Genomic DNA, 15694 nt, shown 5'->3' on the forward strand with positions numbered 1-15694 from the left:
CAAACCGCGTGTATTGAACATCGGTCTGCATCTAAGCCTTAAGTCAAAGCCGGCGGGCCCGGGCGATGCAGGCGCTTCAAATAAGAACAGTTGACTATTGAAGATCGTCGTCAAAGATGTAGCTAACGAATTCAAAGGCATGTTCAACGGCAACGCAAAGGGGACTATTCGATGCTCAATGAGTTCAAGGCCTTCATCGCCCGCGGCAACGTCATGGATCTCGCCGTCGGTGTGATCATCGGCGGCGCCTTCGGCGGCATCGTCAAATCGCTGGTTGACGACATCATCATGCCGGTCGTCGGCGCTGTCTTCGGCGGCTTTGATTTTTCGAACTATTTCATTCCGCTTTCATCGGCGGTGAACGCGCCGTCGCTCGCTGCAGCCCGCGCCCAGGGCGCCGTCTTCGCCTATGGCAGCTTCCTGACTGTCGTAATCAACTTCCTGATCCTCGCCTGGATCATCTTCATGATGGTCAAGGGCGTGAATACGCTGCGCAAGCAGGTCGAACGGCATGAGGAAAAGGCTGCCGAGGCCGCCCCGCCGCCGGCTGATGTCGCGCTTCTCACGGAAATCCGCGATCTCTTGGCCAAGCGCCCGGCAGTCTGAGGTCTTGCATAAGCCTTGATCGCAGAGGCAGAGCGTCATTCATCACAGAAATCGATGTTTGGCTAAGTCAAAGTCATGGGATTTGCCCTCTAAACTGTTTTATGAAGGCGAAAACCGGAGACTTTGCATGTCGATATTGACCAGCCTGAGCCCGCGCGCGCTTGCCGCGCCCGAAAGCGGGATCGTGGAAGTGATGAACTATGCCCGCGGCCGCGACGGCCTTCTGCCGCTGTGGGCCGGCGAGGGCGACCTTTCGACGCCTGATTTCATCAACAATGCTGCCATGGCGGCACTTGCTGCCGGCGAGACGTTCTATACTTGGCAGCGCGGCATTCCCGAGCTTCGCCAGGCGCTCTCGGACTACTACGTCCGGCATTTCGACGTCTCTCTGTCGCCAGAGCATTTCTATGTGACCGGCTCGGGCATGCAGGCAATTCAGCTCTCGGTCCAGGCGATCACCTCGCCAGGTGATGAGATGATCTATCTGACCCCCGCCTGGCCGAATATTGCCGCAGCGCTGGAGATATCGGGCGCCCGCCGCGTCGGCGTGCCGCTCCAGTTCGAAAACGGCAAATGGACGCTGGACCTCGAACGGCTCGAGGCAGCAATCACGCCGAAGACGAAGGGCATGTTCATCAATACGCCGTCGAACCCAACCGGCTGGACCGCGACGCGCCAAGACCTCTCGGATATGCTTGCGCTTGCCCGCAAGCACGGGCTCTGGATCATGGCCGACGAGATCTACGCACTTTACTATTACGGCGGCGGCCGCGCGCCCTCCTTCCTCGATGTCAAGGAGGCGGATGATCGTATCCTCTTCGTCAACTCCTTCTCGAAGAACTGGTCGATGACCGGCTGGCGGGTCGGCTGGATCGTGGCGCCGCCGGAGACGGGGCAGGTCATCGAAAACCTGGTGCAATATTCGACATCGGGTGTCGCCCAGTTCATGCAGAAAGGTGCCGTTGCCGCGCTGAACGAAGGCGACGATTTCGTCCGCTCCAACATCGAAAGGGCGACCCGCTCGCGCGATATCCTTTGCGACACGCTCATCGCCACCAACAGGGTCGAGACGCTGAAGCCGGAAGGCGCGCTCTATGCCTTCTTGAAGGTCGACGGCATCGTCGACAGCCGCAAGGCAGCGATCGACATCGTGGACAAGACAGGTGTCGGGCTCGCCCCGGGAACGGCCTTCGGCGAGGGCGGCGAAGCCTTCCTGCGCGCCTGTTTCCTGCGCAACCCGGGCCAGATCGCCGACGCAGCCGAACGCCTGAGCGACTATATCAAGCGTCTCTGACCGACTGGACAACTTGCCGTAGCAGATCCAAAGCCCGGCTCCGTGCCGGGCTTTTTGCTGCCGAAAGAGCAGATCGATAAAACTTGAATAATTGTCGAAATGAGGGGCTAACCACGCAAGTAATCTTTGTGTTCCGAAGGAGTGCAAAGCGCCCTTTGATAGTCAAATCTGAAAGAAAGCGGGCCTCATATGCTTCCCGTACGAGTAGGCAGGGGTGCGAAGAATGGCGGTATTGGTAACAGGCGGCGCCGGCTATATTGGCAGTCACATGGTCTGGGCCTTGCTGGATGCCGGCGAGCAGGTTGTCGTCGTCGATCGGCTTTCGACCGGCTTTCGCTGGGCGGTCGCCCCGGCTGCGCGCTTCTATCTTGGTGACGTTGCAGACGAAGCCTTGATGCAGCGGATATTTGCGGAAAACGACATCGATTCCATCATTCATTTTGCCGGCTCCGCTGTCGTGCCTGAATCCATTGCCGATCCGCTGGCCTATTATGAAAACAACACGGTCAAGACGCGCTCGCTCATGGGCTCTGCCATCAAGGCCGGCATCCGCAATTTCGTCTTTTCGTCGACGGCGGCCGTCTATGGTCCCCAGGCCTCCTGCGAACCGGTTCAGGAAGCAGCGCCGCTCCGTCCCGAAAGCCCTTATGGCCAGTCCAAGCTCATGTCGGAAATGATGCTGCGGGACGCTGCGGCAGCCTATGATTTCAATCATGTCACGCTGCGCTATTTCAACGTTGCCGGCGCCGATCCCAAGGGTCGCACCGGACAGTCCACCGACGGCGCGACCCATCTCGTGAAAGTCGCTTGCGAGGCCGCTCTCGGCAGGCGCAGGCAGGTCGAGATTTACGGAACCAACTATCCGACCCATGATGGCACGGGCGTGCGCGACTATATCCACGTCACCGATCTGACCGATGCCCATCTGAAAGCTTTGCAGCGCTTGCGTGGCGGCGGTCATTCGCTCGTTGCCAATTGCGGCTATGGCATGGGCTGGTCGGTGCTTGACGTCTTGAACATGGTCACCCGCGTGCACGGTCGTGCCTTCAAGATCCACATGGCGCCGCGTCGGCCGGGCGATGCTGCCTGTGTCGTGGCAGATGCTTCGCTCGCTCGCCGCGAGCTTGGATGGACGCCGAAATTCAATTGCATGGAAACGATCGTCAGATCGTCGCTCGCCTGGGAAAACTATCTTGCCCATCGTTCGAACTTCGATCTTGGCGGCGCAGAGAAGGTCCTTGCAGCCGCAAATGCCTGAGTGAGGCCAGACGCCATTGTTGTTTGAAGTATAGATATTGCTGAGTATTAATTTGAGAAAAGAAGTTTTGCAGATGTGTAAATAATAGAGAACTTCCCTGTCGCGGAAGATAATATATTCAAAGACGTGCCGGTTGTGTAAATTTTTACTCCTGAAAAATAACTGAAAATCAAGTTTTCCGTGGTTTCATGATTATCGAGAGAGGGAAACCATGAAAAGTCTGCTTTCAGGTCTGCGTTTGCAGAAGGACAACCCGAAGTTCCTGTTGGCTCAGTACGACGCCCTGTCGGCACAGATTCCTATTCTCTACGTTCTCCTCGTGATCAACGCGCTATCCGTCGCGATTACCCATATTCATGCAGCACCGCTTTGGCTGGCACTCGATATCCCGGTTGCGCTGAGCGTTGTTTGCGTGTTCCGCATCATCTGGTGGCAGATGAACGGCAAGGGCCGTCTTGATGCCGAACGCGCCTACAAGGTGATGCGGCGGACCATCTACGTCTCAGGCGTTCTGACTGTTGGTTTCGGCGGCTGGGCGATCGCGCTTTACCAGTACGGCAACCCGTTTCAGCAGGGACAGATTGCCTATTTTCTTGTTGTCACAGGCATATCCTGCATCTTCTGTCTCATGCATCTGCCGGCCGCGGCCTTCGTGACGACGGCTATCACCTTCTCGATGATGGTGGTGGTTTTCATGTTTTCCGGCAATCCGGTCTTCCAGGCGACAGCCCTGAGCGTCATGTTTCTCGCCTATCCCTTCATTCGCGTGATCAACAGCTATTTCCAGAATTTTTCCGGTCTCGTCCGGCTGACGGAAGAGCTGGAGGAGAAGCAGAAGGAGGCCGAGCGCCTGAACCTGGTCAACAGCAGGAATGCGCTGCATGACCAGCTGACAGGCCTTGCCAACCGCCGCAGCTTCTTCCGCGAGCTGCAGATCCTCCTCGAAGCGCATCCCGACCAGGCGCCGATCGTCGGCCTCGTCGATCTCGATGGCTTCAAGCCGGTCAACGATGTGTTCGGCCATGCCGCCGGCGATCAGGTGCTGAAGGAAACGGCCGCGCGCTTCCAGGCGCTGATCGGCAGCCATGGCACGGTCGCACGCCTCGGCGGCGACGAATTCGGCGTGATCTTTCCGCGGGATATGAGCCGCGATGACGTTTCCGACAGGGGGCACGCGCTCTGCGCCGCCCTGCGGCAGGCCTATGAGGTTCCCGGCGGCTCGATCCGCGTCTCCGGCTCATGCGGCATCGTCTATCCCGAGGGTGGCGGCCATACCGTAGAAGAACTCTATGAAAAGGCGGATCTGGCGCTTTATCAGGTCAAGAACAAGCGGAACGGTGGCGTCGAATTCTTCTCGGACGATCTCGAAACGATCCTGAAGCAGCGCCACCTCATCGAGCTGGAATTGCAGGGCGATGATTTCGCCAGGGAACTGAAGCTCGAATATCAGCCGATCGTCGACCTTGCCGATGGCCGCGTTGTTGGCCTGGAAGCGCTCGCCCGCTGGGACAGCGCTCGGTTCGGCCGCATCAGCCCGGATGCCTTCATTCCGGCGGCCGAGCGTACCGCCGTCATCGGCAAGATGACCCGCACGCTGTTTGCGCAGGCGCTTCAGGCGCTCGCCGTCATCCCTGCTCCGGTTCGCCTGTCTTTCAACCTCTCGGCACGCGATATCTGCGACCAGGAGACATCCATGGCGCTGCTGGCCATGATCAATGCCGCGACGGTCGATCCGAGGCGCATCGAGTTCGAGATCACCGAAACGGCGCTGCTGTCGGATTTCGATACGGCCTATGAAGTGATCGGCATGCTGCGTTCAGCCGGCATCACCATCGCGCTCGATGACTTCGGCACCGGCTTTTCAAGCCTCAGCCACATCCATCGGCTGGAATTCGACAAGATCAAGATCGACAAGAGCTTCGTCATGCAGTTCGAGCAAGACATGCGCTGCATGAACATCACAAGGTCCGTCGCTGACCTCTGCCACAATCTCGGCATCGCGTCGGTGGCTGAAGGCGTCGAGACGGCCGAGATCGCCAAGGCCCTCTATGCGTCAGGCGTTCGGCTGGCGCAGGGCTATCATTTCTCCCGGCCCCTGTCCCTCGACCGCGCAATCGAATTCGTGCGGCAGAACGAGGCCGGCACGATGCTGCCCAAGGCCGTCAACGCTTAGTCGGGCAGGATTGCCGAAGCCCGGCCGAGGAAGGCCGGGGCATTGCGTTCCACCGCTTCCACCAGAAAATCGATCACTGCCCTGACACGCGGCACATGCCTCAGATCGCGATGACAGGTGATCCAGTAGTGCCGCTTCAGATCGACCTCACCGGGCAGCACCATCTGCAGGTCAGGGTATCCGTCGGCGATGAAGTAGGGCAGAACACATAGGCCGAGCCCGTTTCGCGTTGCCGTCAATTGCGCAAAGATGCTGGAACTCTGGAATTGCGGCCGGATGCGCGGATGTATGTCGCCGAGATAGTCGAGCCCCGGCGCAAAGATCATGTCTTCGATGTAGCCGATGAAGGGATGATCGAGCAGATCTTCGCGACAGGTCACAGGTGGATTGACGGCCAGATAGTCCCGCGATCCATAGACTTGTAGATGGTAGTCGGTGAGCTTCTCCACGAAATAGGGGCCACCCTTTGGCTCGTCGAGCACCACGCCGAGATCGGCCTCCTTGCGGGACAGGGACATGATCTGCTGGATCGTCACGAGCTCGAGCGCAATGTTGGGATAGCGCGCGTTGAAATCCTGCAAAATCGTCGCAAAGAAGAAGTTGGAAAATCCCTCCGGCGCGCTGATGCGCACGACACCGCGCTGTGTGGTGGAGCCCGCCGCCAGATCGGCCTGAAGCCGCTCGGTTTCCTGCTCCATCCGCTCGGCGGTATCGACAAATCGCTGGCCCATGCTGGTCAGCACATAGCCGCGCGGATTGCGTTCGAAGAGCTTGACCTTGAGTGCGAACTCCAGCCGGTCGATGCGCCGGGAGACGGTGGCATGACTGCTGCGCAATTGCCGCGCAGCGGTCGAAAGCTGCCCCGTCCGCGCCACGGCGAGAAAGAATTGCAGATCGTCCCAGGTGAAATGCTGCGACCCGTTCATGCTCCTCCTCTGTTCAAAAATGAACAGACCCTGTTTGGAATTAATTGCAAACTATGCTTGCGTCAACGCGCGATTTCCTTGATCGTAATATTCTGAAAAGTCGTTTTGAGGAGAACGGCTGGTCAATTCTGAACAGATTCGCAATCTGCCAAATCTCTGGGAGGAGAGAAGTAATGCGAAAGAACATCATCGCGTCCCTGGCATTTCTGCTGGCCGGCAGCACCGCTGCTTTCGCCGCCGGCATCTCCGACAACGTGGTCAAGATTGGCATCCTGAACGACCAGTCGGGTGTCTACGCCGATTTCGGCGGCAAGTCTTCGGTCGAGGCTGCCAAGATGGCGGTCGAGGATTTCGGCGGCAAGGTGCTTGGTGCCCCGATCGAGATCGTCGATGCCGACCATCAGAACAAGCCGGACCTAGCCTCCAACATTGCACGCCAGTGGTATGATCAGGATCATGTCGACGCGATCATGGAACTGACCACCTCTTCCGTTGGCCTTGCCGTGCAGGCGCTCTCCAAGGATGAGAAGAAGATCACCATCAACACAGGCGCTGCCACTACTGACCTCACCGGCAAGGCCTGCACTCCCTACGGCTTCCACTGGGCCTACGACACGCATGCGCTTGCAGTCGGCACCGGCGGCGCCATGGTCAAGCAGGGCGGCAACAGCTGGTTCTTCCTGACCGCCGACTATGCCTTCGGTTATTCGCTGGAGCAGCAGACGAGCGATTTCGTCAAGGCAAACGGCGGCACGATCGTCGGCTCCGTCCGCCACCCGCTGTCGACCAGCGACTTCTCTTCCTTCCTGTTGCAGGCACAATCCTCCGGCGCCAAGGTGATCGGCCTTGCCAATGCCGGCCTCGACACATCGAATGCCATCAAGCAGGCGGCCGAATTCGGCATTACCCAGGGAGGCCAGCATCTGGCGGCTCTCCTCTTCACCTTGGCTGAAGTTCACGGCCTTGGCCTGCAGGCAGCGCAAGGGCTGACCTTGACCGAGGGCTACTACTGGAACCTCGACGACAAGAGCCGCGAATTCGGCAAGCGCTTCTTCGAACGTACCGGCAAGATGCCCAACATGGTCCACGCAGGCACCTATTCCGCCGTGACGCAATATCTGAAAGCGATCCAGAAGGCCGGGACGGATGACACCGAAGCTGTCGCCAAGGAACTGCACGAAATGCCGGTCGACGATTTCTTCGGTCGCGGCGGCAAGGTCGGCCCGAACGGTCGCATGATCCACGACATGTACCTGCTGCAGGTCAAGAAGCCTGAAGAAAGCAAGGCACCCTGGGATTACTACAACGTGCTCGCCACGATCCCCGGCAAGGATGCCTATATCGATCCCGCCAAGAGCGGCTGCCCGCTGGTCCACGGCTGATCGCTGCGATGGCTGTCTCTGCGGCCAACAACAACAGGGAACCGCGGGTGGTCTTGTCCGCCCGCGGCCTGAGACGCGATTTCGGTGGCTTCACCGCTGTCAGGAATGTCGATCTCGATGTGCACGATGCGAGCGTCCACGCGCTGATCGGGCCGAACGGTGCCGGCAAGACGACGGTCTTCAACCTCCTCACCAAATTCCTGCAGCCGACCCACGGCACGATCACCTTGATGGGAACGGATATTACCAAAACCCCGCCCGACAAAGTGGCGCGCATGGGCCTCGTGCGCTCCTTTCAGATATCGGCGGTCTTCCCGCATCTGACGGTGCTGGACAATGTGCGCGTCGCGCTCCAGCGGCCCAACAATCTGGCCCACCAGTTCTGGCGGCCACTCGCAGCGCTCGAAAGCCTCAACGATCGGGCGGACCAACTTCTTGGCGTCGTCGGGCTGACCAAGGAGCGTAATGCAGTGGCCGCCGATCTCTCCTACGGTCGCAAGCGCGTGCTGGAGATCGCCACCACGCTGGCGCTCGACCCGAAGGTGCTGCTCCTCGACGAGCCCATGGCCGGCATGGGACAGGAAGATGTGAGCGTCGTATCGGGCATCATCCGCGACGTCGCAAAGGATCGCGCCGTCCTGATGGTCGAACACAATCTCTCCGTCGTCTCCAATATCTGCCATCACGTGACCGTGCTGCAGCGGGGCGAGATCCTTGCCGCGGGCAATTACGCCACCGTCAGCAACGACGCGCGTGTCCGCGAGGCCTATATGGGCACGGAGGAGACGTGAGATGACGACGCTTCTCGAAATCCAGGGCCTCAATGCCTGGTACGGCGAAAGCCACGTGCTGCACGGAGTCGACATGAAGGTAGGCCAGGGTGAGACGATCACCATCCTCGGCCGCAATGGCGTCGGCAAGACGACGACGCTGCGCACCATCGTCGGCATCATCCGCTCCCGAAAGGGCACGATCAGCTTTGACGGAGCCGACATGATGCAGGTGCCGCTGCACAAGACCGCGCATCGCGGCATCGGTTTCGTGCCGGAAGAACGCGGCATCTTCTCCACCCTCAGCGTCTCGGAAAACCTGATGCTGCCGCCTGTTGTGGCGAAGGGTGGCATGACGCTCGATGAAATCTACGAACTCTTCCCCAATCTCTACGAACGCCGCAACAGCACTGGCACCAAACTCTCGGGCGGCGAGCAACAGATGCTCGCCATGGCGCGTATCCTGCGCACAGGCGTGCGCTGTCTCCTGCTCGATGAGCCGACCGAGGGCCTTGCGCCCGTCATCGTCCAGCGCATCGGCGAGGTGCTCAAGAAGCTTAAGGAGCGGGGCATGACCATTCTCCTCGTCGAGCAGAATTTCCGCTTTGCCAGCCGCATCGCCGATCGCTTCTACCTCATGGACCACGGCCAGATGGTCGCCGAATTCCCGGTCGGCGAACTGCCGGAACGGATGGGGATGCTGCACAAGGTTCTGGGGGTGTAGGGGGATGAGGGCTCTGGATTTTTTTGACAAAAGACCCCTCCCCAACCCCTCCCCACAAGGGGGAGGGGCTTTGGTGCCCCATTGTTCAAGCCGTGATTGGGGCAAGGCGGTGCTACGAGTCTTCTCCCCCCTTGTGGGGGTCCGAAGGACGGGTCGAGACCGGTGGCTCGACCCCGGGGCCGGCAGGCCAGAAGGGGTCTTAAGGACATATCCGCGATCTCCAAGAAGAGAATGGGAGACCCGCACCCCATGACCATAATCTTCGGCATCCCCCTTCAAGCCTTCCTGGGCCAGCTCCTGATCGGTCTCATCAACGGCTCCTTCTACGCGCTGCTGAGCCTCGGCCTTGCCATCATCTTCGGCCTGCTGCGGGTGATCAATTTCGCCCATGGTGCGCAATATATGCTCGGCGCCTTCGCGGCCTATCTGCTGCTTGCCTATACCGGCATCGGCTACTGGCCCTCGCTGATCCTCGCACCGCTCATCGTCGGCATCCTCGGTGCGGTCGTCGAGCGGCTGTTCCTGCGGAGGCTGTACGATCTCGACCCGCTCTATGGCCTCCTCTTCACCTTCGGCCTGGCGCTCACGATCGAGGGCACCTTCCGCTATCTCTATGGCGCTTCGGGGCAGCCCTACGCACCGCCCGCAGCACTCACCGGCGCCGTCAATCTCGGCTTCATGTTCCTGCCCATCTATCGCGGCTGGGTCGTTATCGTCTCGCTAGTCGTGTGCATCGGTACATGGCTTTTGATCGAGAAGACCAAGCTCGGCGCCTATCTGCGCGCTGCCACTGAAAATGCCGTCCTCGTTCAGGTCTTCGGCGTCAACGTGCCTGTTCTTCTGACCCTGACCTATGGGTTGGGCGTGGCACTCGCCGCTTTCGCGGGCGTGTTGGCGGCGCCGATCTATCAGGTGTCGCCGCTGATGGGATCGAACATCATCATCGTCGTCTTCGCCGTCGTGGTGGTCGGCGGCATGGGTTCGATCATGGGGGCGATCGTGACGGGCTATCTTCTCGGCATTGCCGAGGGACTGACAAAGGTCTTCTATCCCGAAGCCTCGAATATCGTTATCTTCGTCATCATGGCGATCGTGCTTCTCCTCAGGCCCGCGGGTCTCTTCGGGCGGGATGCTTAATATGGCTGAGATGACCCATACGATCAAATCGAAGGAACGCCGCCGCACGGCCATGTCGGTTCAGGCCGGCTTCCTGGTCATCGGCCTGTTGCTGCTTCTGCTGGCGCCCTTCTTCGTCTACCCGATCTTCCTGATGAAGCTCCTGTGCTTCGCGCTCTTTGCCTGCGCCTTCAATCTGCTGCTCGGCTATACCGGCCTGCTCTCCTTCGGCCACGCGACCTTCTTCGGCGGCGCGGCCTATTTCACCGCCTATACGGTGAAATCCTGGGGCTTTCCGCCGGAGCTCGGCATATTGACGGGTGTGGCGGGTGCGGCCGTGCTCGGCCTTGTCATGGGCTTCCTCGCCATCCGCCGGCAGGGCATCTACTTTGCCATGATCACACTGGCCCTGGCGCAGATGTTTTCCTTCTTCTGCCTGCAGGCGAAATTCACCGAGGGCGAGGATGGCATTCAGTCGGTCCCGCGCGGTCATCTTTTCGGCGTCATCGATCTCAGCAACACCAATACGATGTATTACTTCGTGCTCGCCGTCTTCATTATTGGCGTGCTGATCATCTGGCGCTTCATCAATTCCCCCTTCGGCATGATCCTGAAATCGATCCGCGAGAACGAGCCGCGGGCCATTTCGCTCGGCTATTCAGTGGTGCGCTACAAGCTCGGCGCCTTCGTGATGTCGGCGGCGCTGGCCGGCCTGGCAGGTGCGGTCAAGGCATTGGTGTTCCAGTTCGCAACGCTCACCGACGTTGCCTGGCAGATGTCCGGCGAGGTCATTCTTATGACCCTGCTCGGCGGCATCGGCACGCTGATCGGCCCGCTCTTCGGGGCGGCCTTCGTCGTCACGCTGGAAAACTATCTCGCCACCTCGGAATTCCCGGTGACGATCATCACGGGCATCGTCTTCATGGTTTGCGTCCTGCTCTTCCGCCGCGGCGTCATCGGTGAGTTCTACGCCTCGCGTCTCGGACGGAAGCTGGGGTTTGAATATCGTCGATGAGGCGGTGAACGGCGGAAAAATGGATCGCTTCGACTACATCATCATCGGGGCCGGCAGCGCCGGTTGCGTGCTCGCCAACCGCCTATCCGAGGACCGCAACAACCGCGTCCTGCTCCTCGAAGCCGGCGGCAACGATAACTATCACTGGATCCACATTCCGGTCGGCTATCTCTATTGCATCAACAATCCGCGGACAGACTGGTGCTTCACGACGGCGCCGGAAGCAGGACTGAATGGCCGGGCGTTGAACTATCCGCGCGGCAAGGTGCTCGGCGGCTGCTCCTCGATCAACGGCATGATCTACATGCGCGGCCAGGCGCGGGACTATGATCTCTGGCGCCAACTCGGCTGCACCGGCTGGGGCTGGGACGACGTGCTGCCCTATTTCACCCGCTCGGAGGATCACTACAGGGGCAAGGACGAGATGCACGGGACGGGCGGCGAGTGGCGCGTCGAGAAAGCGCGCGTCACCTGGGCCGTTCTCGATGCCTTCCAGGCGGCGGCGCGCGAGGCGGGCATTCCTGAAACCGCGGATTTCAACCGTGGCAACAATGAAGGGTCTGGCTATTTCGACGTTAACCAGCGCTCCGGCATCCGCTGGAACACCGCCAAGGCCTTCCTGCGGCCGGCAATCAAGCGAGAGAACCTGACCGTCCTGACCAAGGCGCAGGCACGCCGTCTGCTGGTCGAGGAAGGCATCGTGACTGGCGTCGAATTCCAGCACGACGGCACCGCCAAGCGTGCCTACGCGGATAAGGAAACCGTGCTTTCTGCCGGCTCGATCGGCTCGCCGCATATTCTGGAACTCTCCGGCATCGGTCGCGGCGACGTGCTCAGCGCGGCCGGCATCGATGTCGTGCGCGAGGTCAAGGCCGTCGGCGAGAATCTGCAGGATCACCTGCAATTGCGCATGGCCTACAAGGTCACAGGTGTGCCGACTTTGAACGAGAAGGCAACGAAGTTGATCGGCAAGGCGGCGATCGGGCTCGAATATCTCATGCGCCGCTCCGGCCCGATGGCGATGGCCCCGAGCCAGCTCGGCATCTTCACCCGCTCTGGCCCCGACAAGGAAACCCCCGACCTGCAATATCACGTGCAGCCGGTCTCGCTCGACAAGTTCGGCGACCCTCTCCATTCCTTTCCGGCAATCACGGCCAGCGTCTGCAACCTGAGGCCGGAAAGCCGCGGCTCGGTACATCTGGCGAGCCCCGATTTTGCCGCCCAGCCGACGATCAGCCCGAAATACCTTTCAACGTCCCGCGACCGCGAGATCGCTGTGCGTTCCATCCGGCTGACGCGAAAGATCGTCTCCCAGCCTTCCTTCGCCCGCTTCAAGCCGGAAGAGTTCAAGCCCGGCCCCTCCTACCAGAGCGAAGCCGATCTGGAGCGCGCCGCCGGCGATATCGGCACGACGATTTTCCACCCGGTTGGTACCTGCCGCATGGGCAACGACCCGCAGAGTGTCGTCGATATCAGGCTGAGACTGCGGGCTTTGGCGCGGCTCAGGATCGCCGATGCCTCGGTCATGCCATCAATCACCTCGGGCAACACCAATTCGCCGACGATCATGATCGCAGAGAAGGCAGCCGAAATGATCCTGGCCGACAATCGTTGAGCCCGGCGCTGGACAGATACTATGGAAGGCCCATCTCCTTGGGTAAACATGTCCTTGGGTAAGCGGGGCGTCGGACATAAAACGGAGCTTTGAATGCAGATGTCACTTACGGAATCGGGCACCGAAGACATCATCATCGAACGCAGCGGGTCAGCGGGCGTCATCCGCCTCAACCGGCCGAAGGCGCTGAACAGCCTCACATTGCCGATGGTCGAGGCGATCACTGCTGCCCTGCGGGCGTTCGCGACGGACAACACGATTGCCAGCGTCGTCATCATGGGCGAAGGCGGGCGCGGCTTCTGCGCCGGAGGTGACATCCGCGCACTTCACGTCAGCGGCCGCGATGGCACCGGCGATGCGAGCTCATTCTGGCGGGCGGAATTTCGATTGAACCATGCGATCGCCCATTATCCCAAACCCTATGTCGCGCTGATGGACGGCATCACCATGGGCGGCGGCGTCGGTCTTTCTTCCCATGGCAGTCACCGCGTCGTCACCGAGCGGACCAGGCTCGCCATGCCGGAAACAGGCATCGGCTATTTTCCCGATGTCGGTGCAACCTGGCTGCTGCCGCGCACGCGGGGAGAACTCGGGACCTGGATGGCGTTAACGGGCCTCGACATCAATGCGGCCGACGCCATCTATGCCGGCCTTGCCGACCATTGCGTGGCATCATCCGGCCTGACCGATCTGGTTGCCGCGATCGGCGACCTGCCGTCGGACGCTTCTGCAGCGCATGTGCATGATGTCATCGCCGGCAGGTCAGGCGAACCCGCAGATGGGAAGCTTGCCAACGCCAGGGCGCTGATCGATGCTGCTTTTGCCCATGACAGGGTCGAAGAAATATTGGCGGCTCTCGCCATGGCCCCAGAGGCTTTTGCCCAGGATACTTTGAAGGTCATCGCCACCCGTTCGCCGACCAGCCTGAAGCTGACGCTGCGGCTGCTGCGGGCCGGGCGCAGGAGCAAGAGCCTTGCCACATGCCTGGAGCGCGAACTCGGCGCTTGCCTGCAGGTCCTGCACAGCCCGGATTTCTACGAAGGCATCCGCGCGGCCGTCATCGACAAGGACCGCAATCCGAAATGGTCTCCCGCCAGCCTCGCAAAGGTGGATGAGGCGACGATCGATCGCTTCTTTGCGCAGAAGCCTAAGCTTTTTGAGAATCAGGACGGGAAGGAAAATCCATCATGACACGGATCGCATTCATCGGTCTCGGCAATATGGGCGGGCCCATGGCCGCCAATCTCGTCAAGGCGGGCCATACCGTCACCGGTTTCGACCTTTCCCACGACATGCTGGCCGCTGCCGAAAAATCCGGCGTGAAGCCCGCCAATATGCTGACTGACGCGATTGCCGATGCGGAGGTCGTGATCACCATGCTGCAGAAAGGCGCGCAGGTCCTGACTGTCTGGGGCGATATCACCCGCTCGCCGGCCAAGGACACGCTTGTCATCGATTGCTCGACGATCGATGTCGACAGCGCCCGGCAGGCTCACGCCATGGCCAAACAGGCGGGATGCCTTTCGCTGGACGCCCCGGTCTCAGGCGGCACGGGCGGCGCCACCGCTGCGACACTCACCTTCATGGCCGGCGGTTCGGAGGAAAGCTTTGCGCGCGCCAAACCGCTTCTGGAAGCCATGGGCAAGAAGATCGTCCATTGCGGAGACGCGGGCGCCGGCCAGGCGGCGAAGATCTGCAATAACATGATCCTCGGTATCTCGATGATCGGCGTCTGCGAGGCCTTCGTGCTCGGCGAGAAGCTCGGGCTCTCGCATCAGGCGCTGTTCGACGTCGCCTCGACCTCCTCGGGCCAATGCTGGTCGATCATTACCTATTGCCCGGTTCCAGGCCCGGTTCCGACCTCGCCGGCCAACAATTCCTATAGGCCCGGCTTTGCGGCGGCGCTGATGCTCAAGGATCTTCGGCTGGCGCAGGAGGCGGCCCTATCGAGCGGCGCGGCCACGCCATTGGGTGCCGAGGCTGCACAGCTTTTCTCCCTGTTCGAGAAACAGGGCAATGGCGCGCGTGATTTCTCCGCCATCATCGAGATGTTTCGGGAGCGGATTTAAGGAGCGGCGCGAGGGCGGCAAAGGCGCTCGCCGGCGATGTCGGCCATCGCGCAAATATTTGCTCCGTAACCCGCTGAAATTAGCAAAGCGGCCAGTCGCCACGGATTTCGTTACCAGATATTGTCCATCAGGGTACTAGACAATCCAAATTCACCGGACGTAAGCTAAGAACGATGATGGACGCCAAAACAGAGAAAGCGATCGTGATCCTGATCTGCCTCGGAACGATCGCGTCGATGATCATGGCTTTCGCGTGAATATGGAGGGGGCGGACGAAATGCTTTACGATCCAGAAGTCTCTCGATCCCTGTGGCCACTGCCCTTCCGCCGGCAGTCGTGGGGAACAGTGATTGCTCTTGTGTCAGCAATCGCGCTGGCCGGGATCATATGCGAAAATCTGCCCAGCGCCCTGGTCACCGGGCGAAGCGTGTCGCCGGTTGCGTCGAACCATACGGCGAATTGACCGGGTCAGACCGTCGCAAGAAAGCCTAGACCGAAACGGTCGAATCCACCGGCTGCGCGAAGGACAGGGGCGCAGTTGCCGAGGCCGATTGAGGCTGGATAAGCCAGGCACCGAGTGCAGCAAGTGCTGCGCAAATGAAAACGGCCAGAATCGCCTTTTGAAAATAACGCCGCCGTTCGAGCTTCAAGTCTTCTTCATATTCCATCTTCATCTCCTTCGTCAGACAGATGCCCGACGAATGGAAGGCCGGTTTGATTGGGAGTTCGGCCATTCTGCAGGGATC

14 protein-coding genes are annotated in these 15694 nt (G+C 60.3%); 12 read left to right on the forward strand and 2 right to left on the reverse strand.

What is annotated here, in order from left to right; all coding sequences use genetic code 11:
• Nucleotides 1-171: 171 nt before the first annotated feature.
• The 4 genes from mscL to EV561_RS10575 all read left to right on the forward strand — a co-directional run bounded on the left by mscL (nucleotide 172) and on the right by EV561_RS10575 (nucleotide 5331).
• Nucleotides 172-606 carry a large conductance mechanosensitive channel protein MscL gene (gene mscL, locus EV561_RS10560; protein WP_132521057.1) on the forward strand — a complete coding sequence of 145 codons (435 nt, stop codon included), beginning with the start codon at nucleotides 172-174 and terminating at the stop codon, nucleotides 604-606.
• A gap of 127 nt (nucleotides 607-733) precedes the next feature.
• A complete protein-coding gene (locus EV561_RS10565) occupies nucleotides 734-1900 on the forward strand; it encodes a pyridoxal phosphate-dependent aminotransferase (protein WP_132521059.1) in 1167 nt (388 codons plus the stop codon).
• 223 nt (nucleotides 1901-2123) lie between these two features.
• Nucleotides 2124-3158: a UDP-glucose 4-epimerase GalE gene (gene galE, locus EV561_RS10570; protein WP_132521061.1), complete on the forward strand. Its 1035-nt coding sequence runs from the start codon at nucleotides 2124-2126 to the stop codon at nucleotides 3156-3158.
• 211 nt (nucleotides 3159-3369) lie between these two features.
• The gene (locus tag EV561_RS10575; RefSeq protein ID WP_132521063.1) at nucleotides 3370-5331 is read left to right on the forward strand and encodes an EAL domain-containing protein; all 1962 of its coding nucleotides are present in this window, start codon (nucleotides 3370-3372) and stop codon (nucleotides 5329-5331) included.
• Here EV561_RS10575 and EV561_RS10580 read toward each other — a convergent pair.
• Nucleotides 5328-6257: a LysR family transcriptional regulator gene (locus EV561_RS10580; protein WP_132521065.1), complete on the reverse strand. Its 930-nt coding sequence runs from the start codon at nucleotides 6255-6257 to the stop codon at nucleotides 5328-5330. The genes EV561_RS10575 and EV561_RS10580 overlap by 4 nt on opposite strands.
• 173 nt (nucleotides 6258-6430) lie before the next feature.
• Between EV561_RS10580 and EV561_RS10585 the strand changes: the two genes are divergently transcribed.
• The 8 genes from EV561_RS10585 (at nucleotide 6431) to mmsB (ending at nucleotide 14948) form a co-directional block, all read left to right on the forward strand.
• Nucleotides 6431-7639, forward strand: coding sequence for an ABC transporter substrate-binding protein (locus tag EV561_RS10585; protein ID WP_132521067.1), 1209 nt, complete (start codon nucleotides 6431-6433; stop codon nucleotides 7637-7639).
• 8 nt (nucleotides 7640-7647) lie between these two features.
• Nucleotides 7648-8430, forward strand: a complete 783-nt coding sequence (locus tag EV561_RS10590) for an ABC transporter ATP-binding protein (protein WP_132521069.1) — start codon at nucleotides 7648-7650, stop codon at nucleotides 8428-8430.
• A gap of 1 nt (nucleotide 8431) precedes the next feature.
• A complete protein-coding gene (locus EV561_RS10595) occupies nucleotides 8432-9133 on the forward strand; it encodes an ABC transporter ATP-binding protein (protein ID WP_132521071.1) in 702 nt (233 codons plus the stop codon).
• 249 nt (nucleotides 9134-9382) lie between these two features.
• Complete coding sequence (locus EV561_RS10600) at nucleotides 9383-10270, forward strand: branched-chain amino acid ABC transporter permease (protein WP_132521073.1); 888 nt, start codon at nucleotides 9383-9385, stop codon at nucleotides 10268-10270.
• Nucleotide 10271: 1 nt separating this feature from the next.
• Nucleotides 10272-11264, forward strand: coding sequence for a branched-chain amino acid ABC transporter permease (locus EV561_RS10605; RefSeq protein ID WP_132521075.1), 993 nt, complete (start codon nucleotides 10272-10274; stop codon nucleotides 11262-11264).
• Between the two features lie 19 nt (nucleotides 11265-11283).
• On the forward strand, nucleotides 11284-12879 hold the full coding sequence (locus tag EV561_RS10610; protein WP_132521654.1) for a GMC family oxidoreductase N-terminal domain-containing protein: 1596 nt from the start codon (nucleotides 11284-11286) through the stop codon (nucleotides 12877-12879).
• 93 nt (nucleotides 12880-12972) lie between these two features.
• Nucleotides 12973-14070 carry an enoyl-CoA hydratase/isomerase family protein gene (locus EV561_RS10615; RefSeq protein ID WP_245512642.1) on the forward strand — a complete coding sequence of 366 codons (1098 nt, stop codon included), beginning with the start codon at nucleotides 12973-12975 and terminating at the stop codon, nucleotides 14068-14070.
• Nucleotides 14067-14948 carry a 3-hydroxyisobutyrate dehydrogenase gene (mmsB, locus tag EV561_RS10620; RefSeq protein ID WP_132521077.1) on the forward strand — a complete coding sequence of 294 codons (882 nt, stop codon included), beginning with the start codon at nucleotides 14067-14069 and terminating at the stop codon, nucleotides 14946-14948. The genes EV561_RS10615 and mmsB overlap by 4 nt, the downstream gene beginning before the upstream one ends.
• A gap of 488 nt (nucleotides 14949-15436) precedes the next feature.
• On the opposite strand, the gene EV561_RS10625 is transcribed toward mmsB, so the two are convergent.
• Entirely contained in the window at nucleotides 15437-15616 is a 180-nt protein-coding gene (locus tag EV561_RS10625; RefSeq protein WP_207910513.1) for a hypothetical protein, read from the reverse strand.
• Nucleotides 15617-15694 lie beyond the last annotated feature (78 nt).

It is taken from the genome of Rhizobium sp. BK376 (assembly GCF_004341625.1).
Taxonomy (GTDB): domain Bacteria; phylum Pseudomonadota; class Alphaproteobacteria; order Rhizobiales; family Rhizobiaceae; genus Rhizobium.

Coding starts and splice junctions, on each gene's coding strand:
- EV561_RS10595 (WP_132521071.1), top strand. CDS start 8,432: ATGACGACGCTTCTCGAAATCCAGGGCCTCAATGCCTGGTACGGCGAA.
- EV561_RS10605 (WP_132521075.1), top strand. CDS start 10,272: ATGGCTGAGATGACCCATACGATCAAATCGAAGGAACGCCGCCGCACG.
- EV561_RS10625 (WP_207910513.1), bottom strand. CDS start 15,616: ATGGAATATGAAGAAGACTTGAAGCTCGAACGGCGGCGTTATTTTCAA.
- EV561_RS10615 (WP_245512642.1), top strand. CDS start 12,973: ATGCAGATGTCACTTACGGAATCGGGCACCGAAGACATCATCATCGAA.
- galE (WP_132521061.1), top strand. CDS start 2,124: ATGGCGGTATTGGTAACAGGCGGCGCCGGCTATATTGGCAGTCACATG.
- mmsB (WP_132521077.1), top strand. CDS start 14,067: ATGACACGGATCGCATTCATCGGTCTCGGCAATATGGGCGGGCCCATG.
- EV561_RS10610 (WP_132521654.1), top strand. CDS start 11,284: ATGGATCGCTTCGACTACATCATCATCGGGGCCGGCAGCGCCGGTTGC.
- EV561_RS10575 (WP_132521063.1), top strand. CDS start 3,370: ATGAAAAGTCTGCTTTCAGGTCTGCGTTTGCAGAAGGACAACCCGAAG.
- EV561_RS10565 (WP_132521059.1), top strand. CDS start 734: ATGTCGATATTGACCAGCCTGAGCCCGCGCGCGCTTGCCGCGCCCGAA.
- EV561_RS10600 (WP_132521073.1), top strand. CDS start 9,383: ATGACCATAATCTTCGGCATCCCCCTTCAAGCCTTCCTGGGCCAGCTC.
- EV561_RS10590 (WP_132521069.1), top strand. CDS start 7,648: ATGGCTGTCTCTGCGGCCAACAACAACAGGGAACCGCGGGTGGTCTTG.
- mscL (WP_132521057.1), top strand. CDS start 172: ATGCTCAATGAGTTCAAGGCCTTCATCGCCCGCGGCAACGTCATGGAT.
- EV561_RS10585 (WP_132521067.1), top strand. CDS start 6,431: ATGCGAAAGAACATCATCGCGTCCCTGGCATTTCTGCTGGCCGGCAGC.
- EV561_RS10580 (WP_132521065.1), bottom strand. CDS start 6,257: ATGAACGGGTCGCAGCATTTCACCTGGGACGATCTGCAATTCTTTCTC.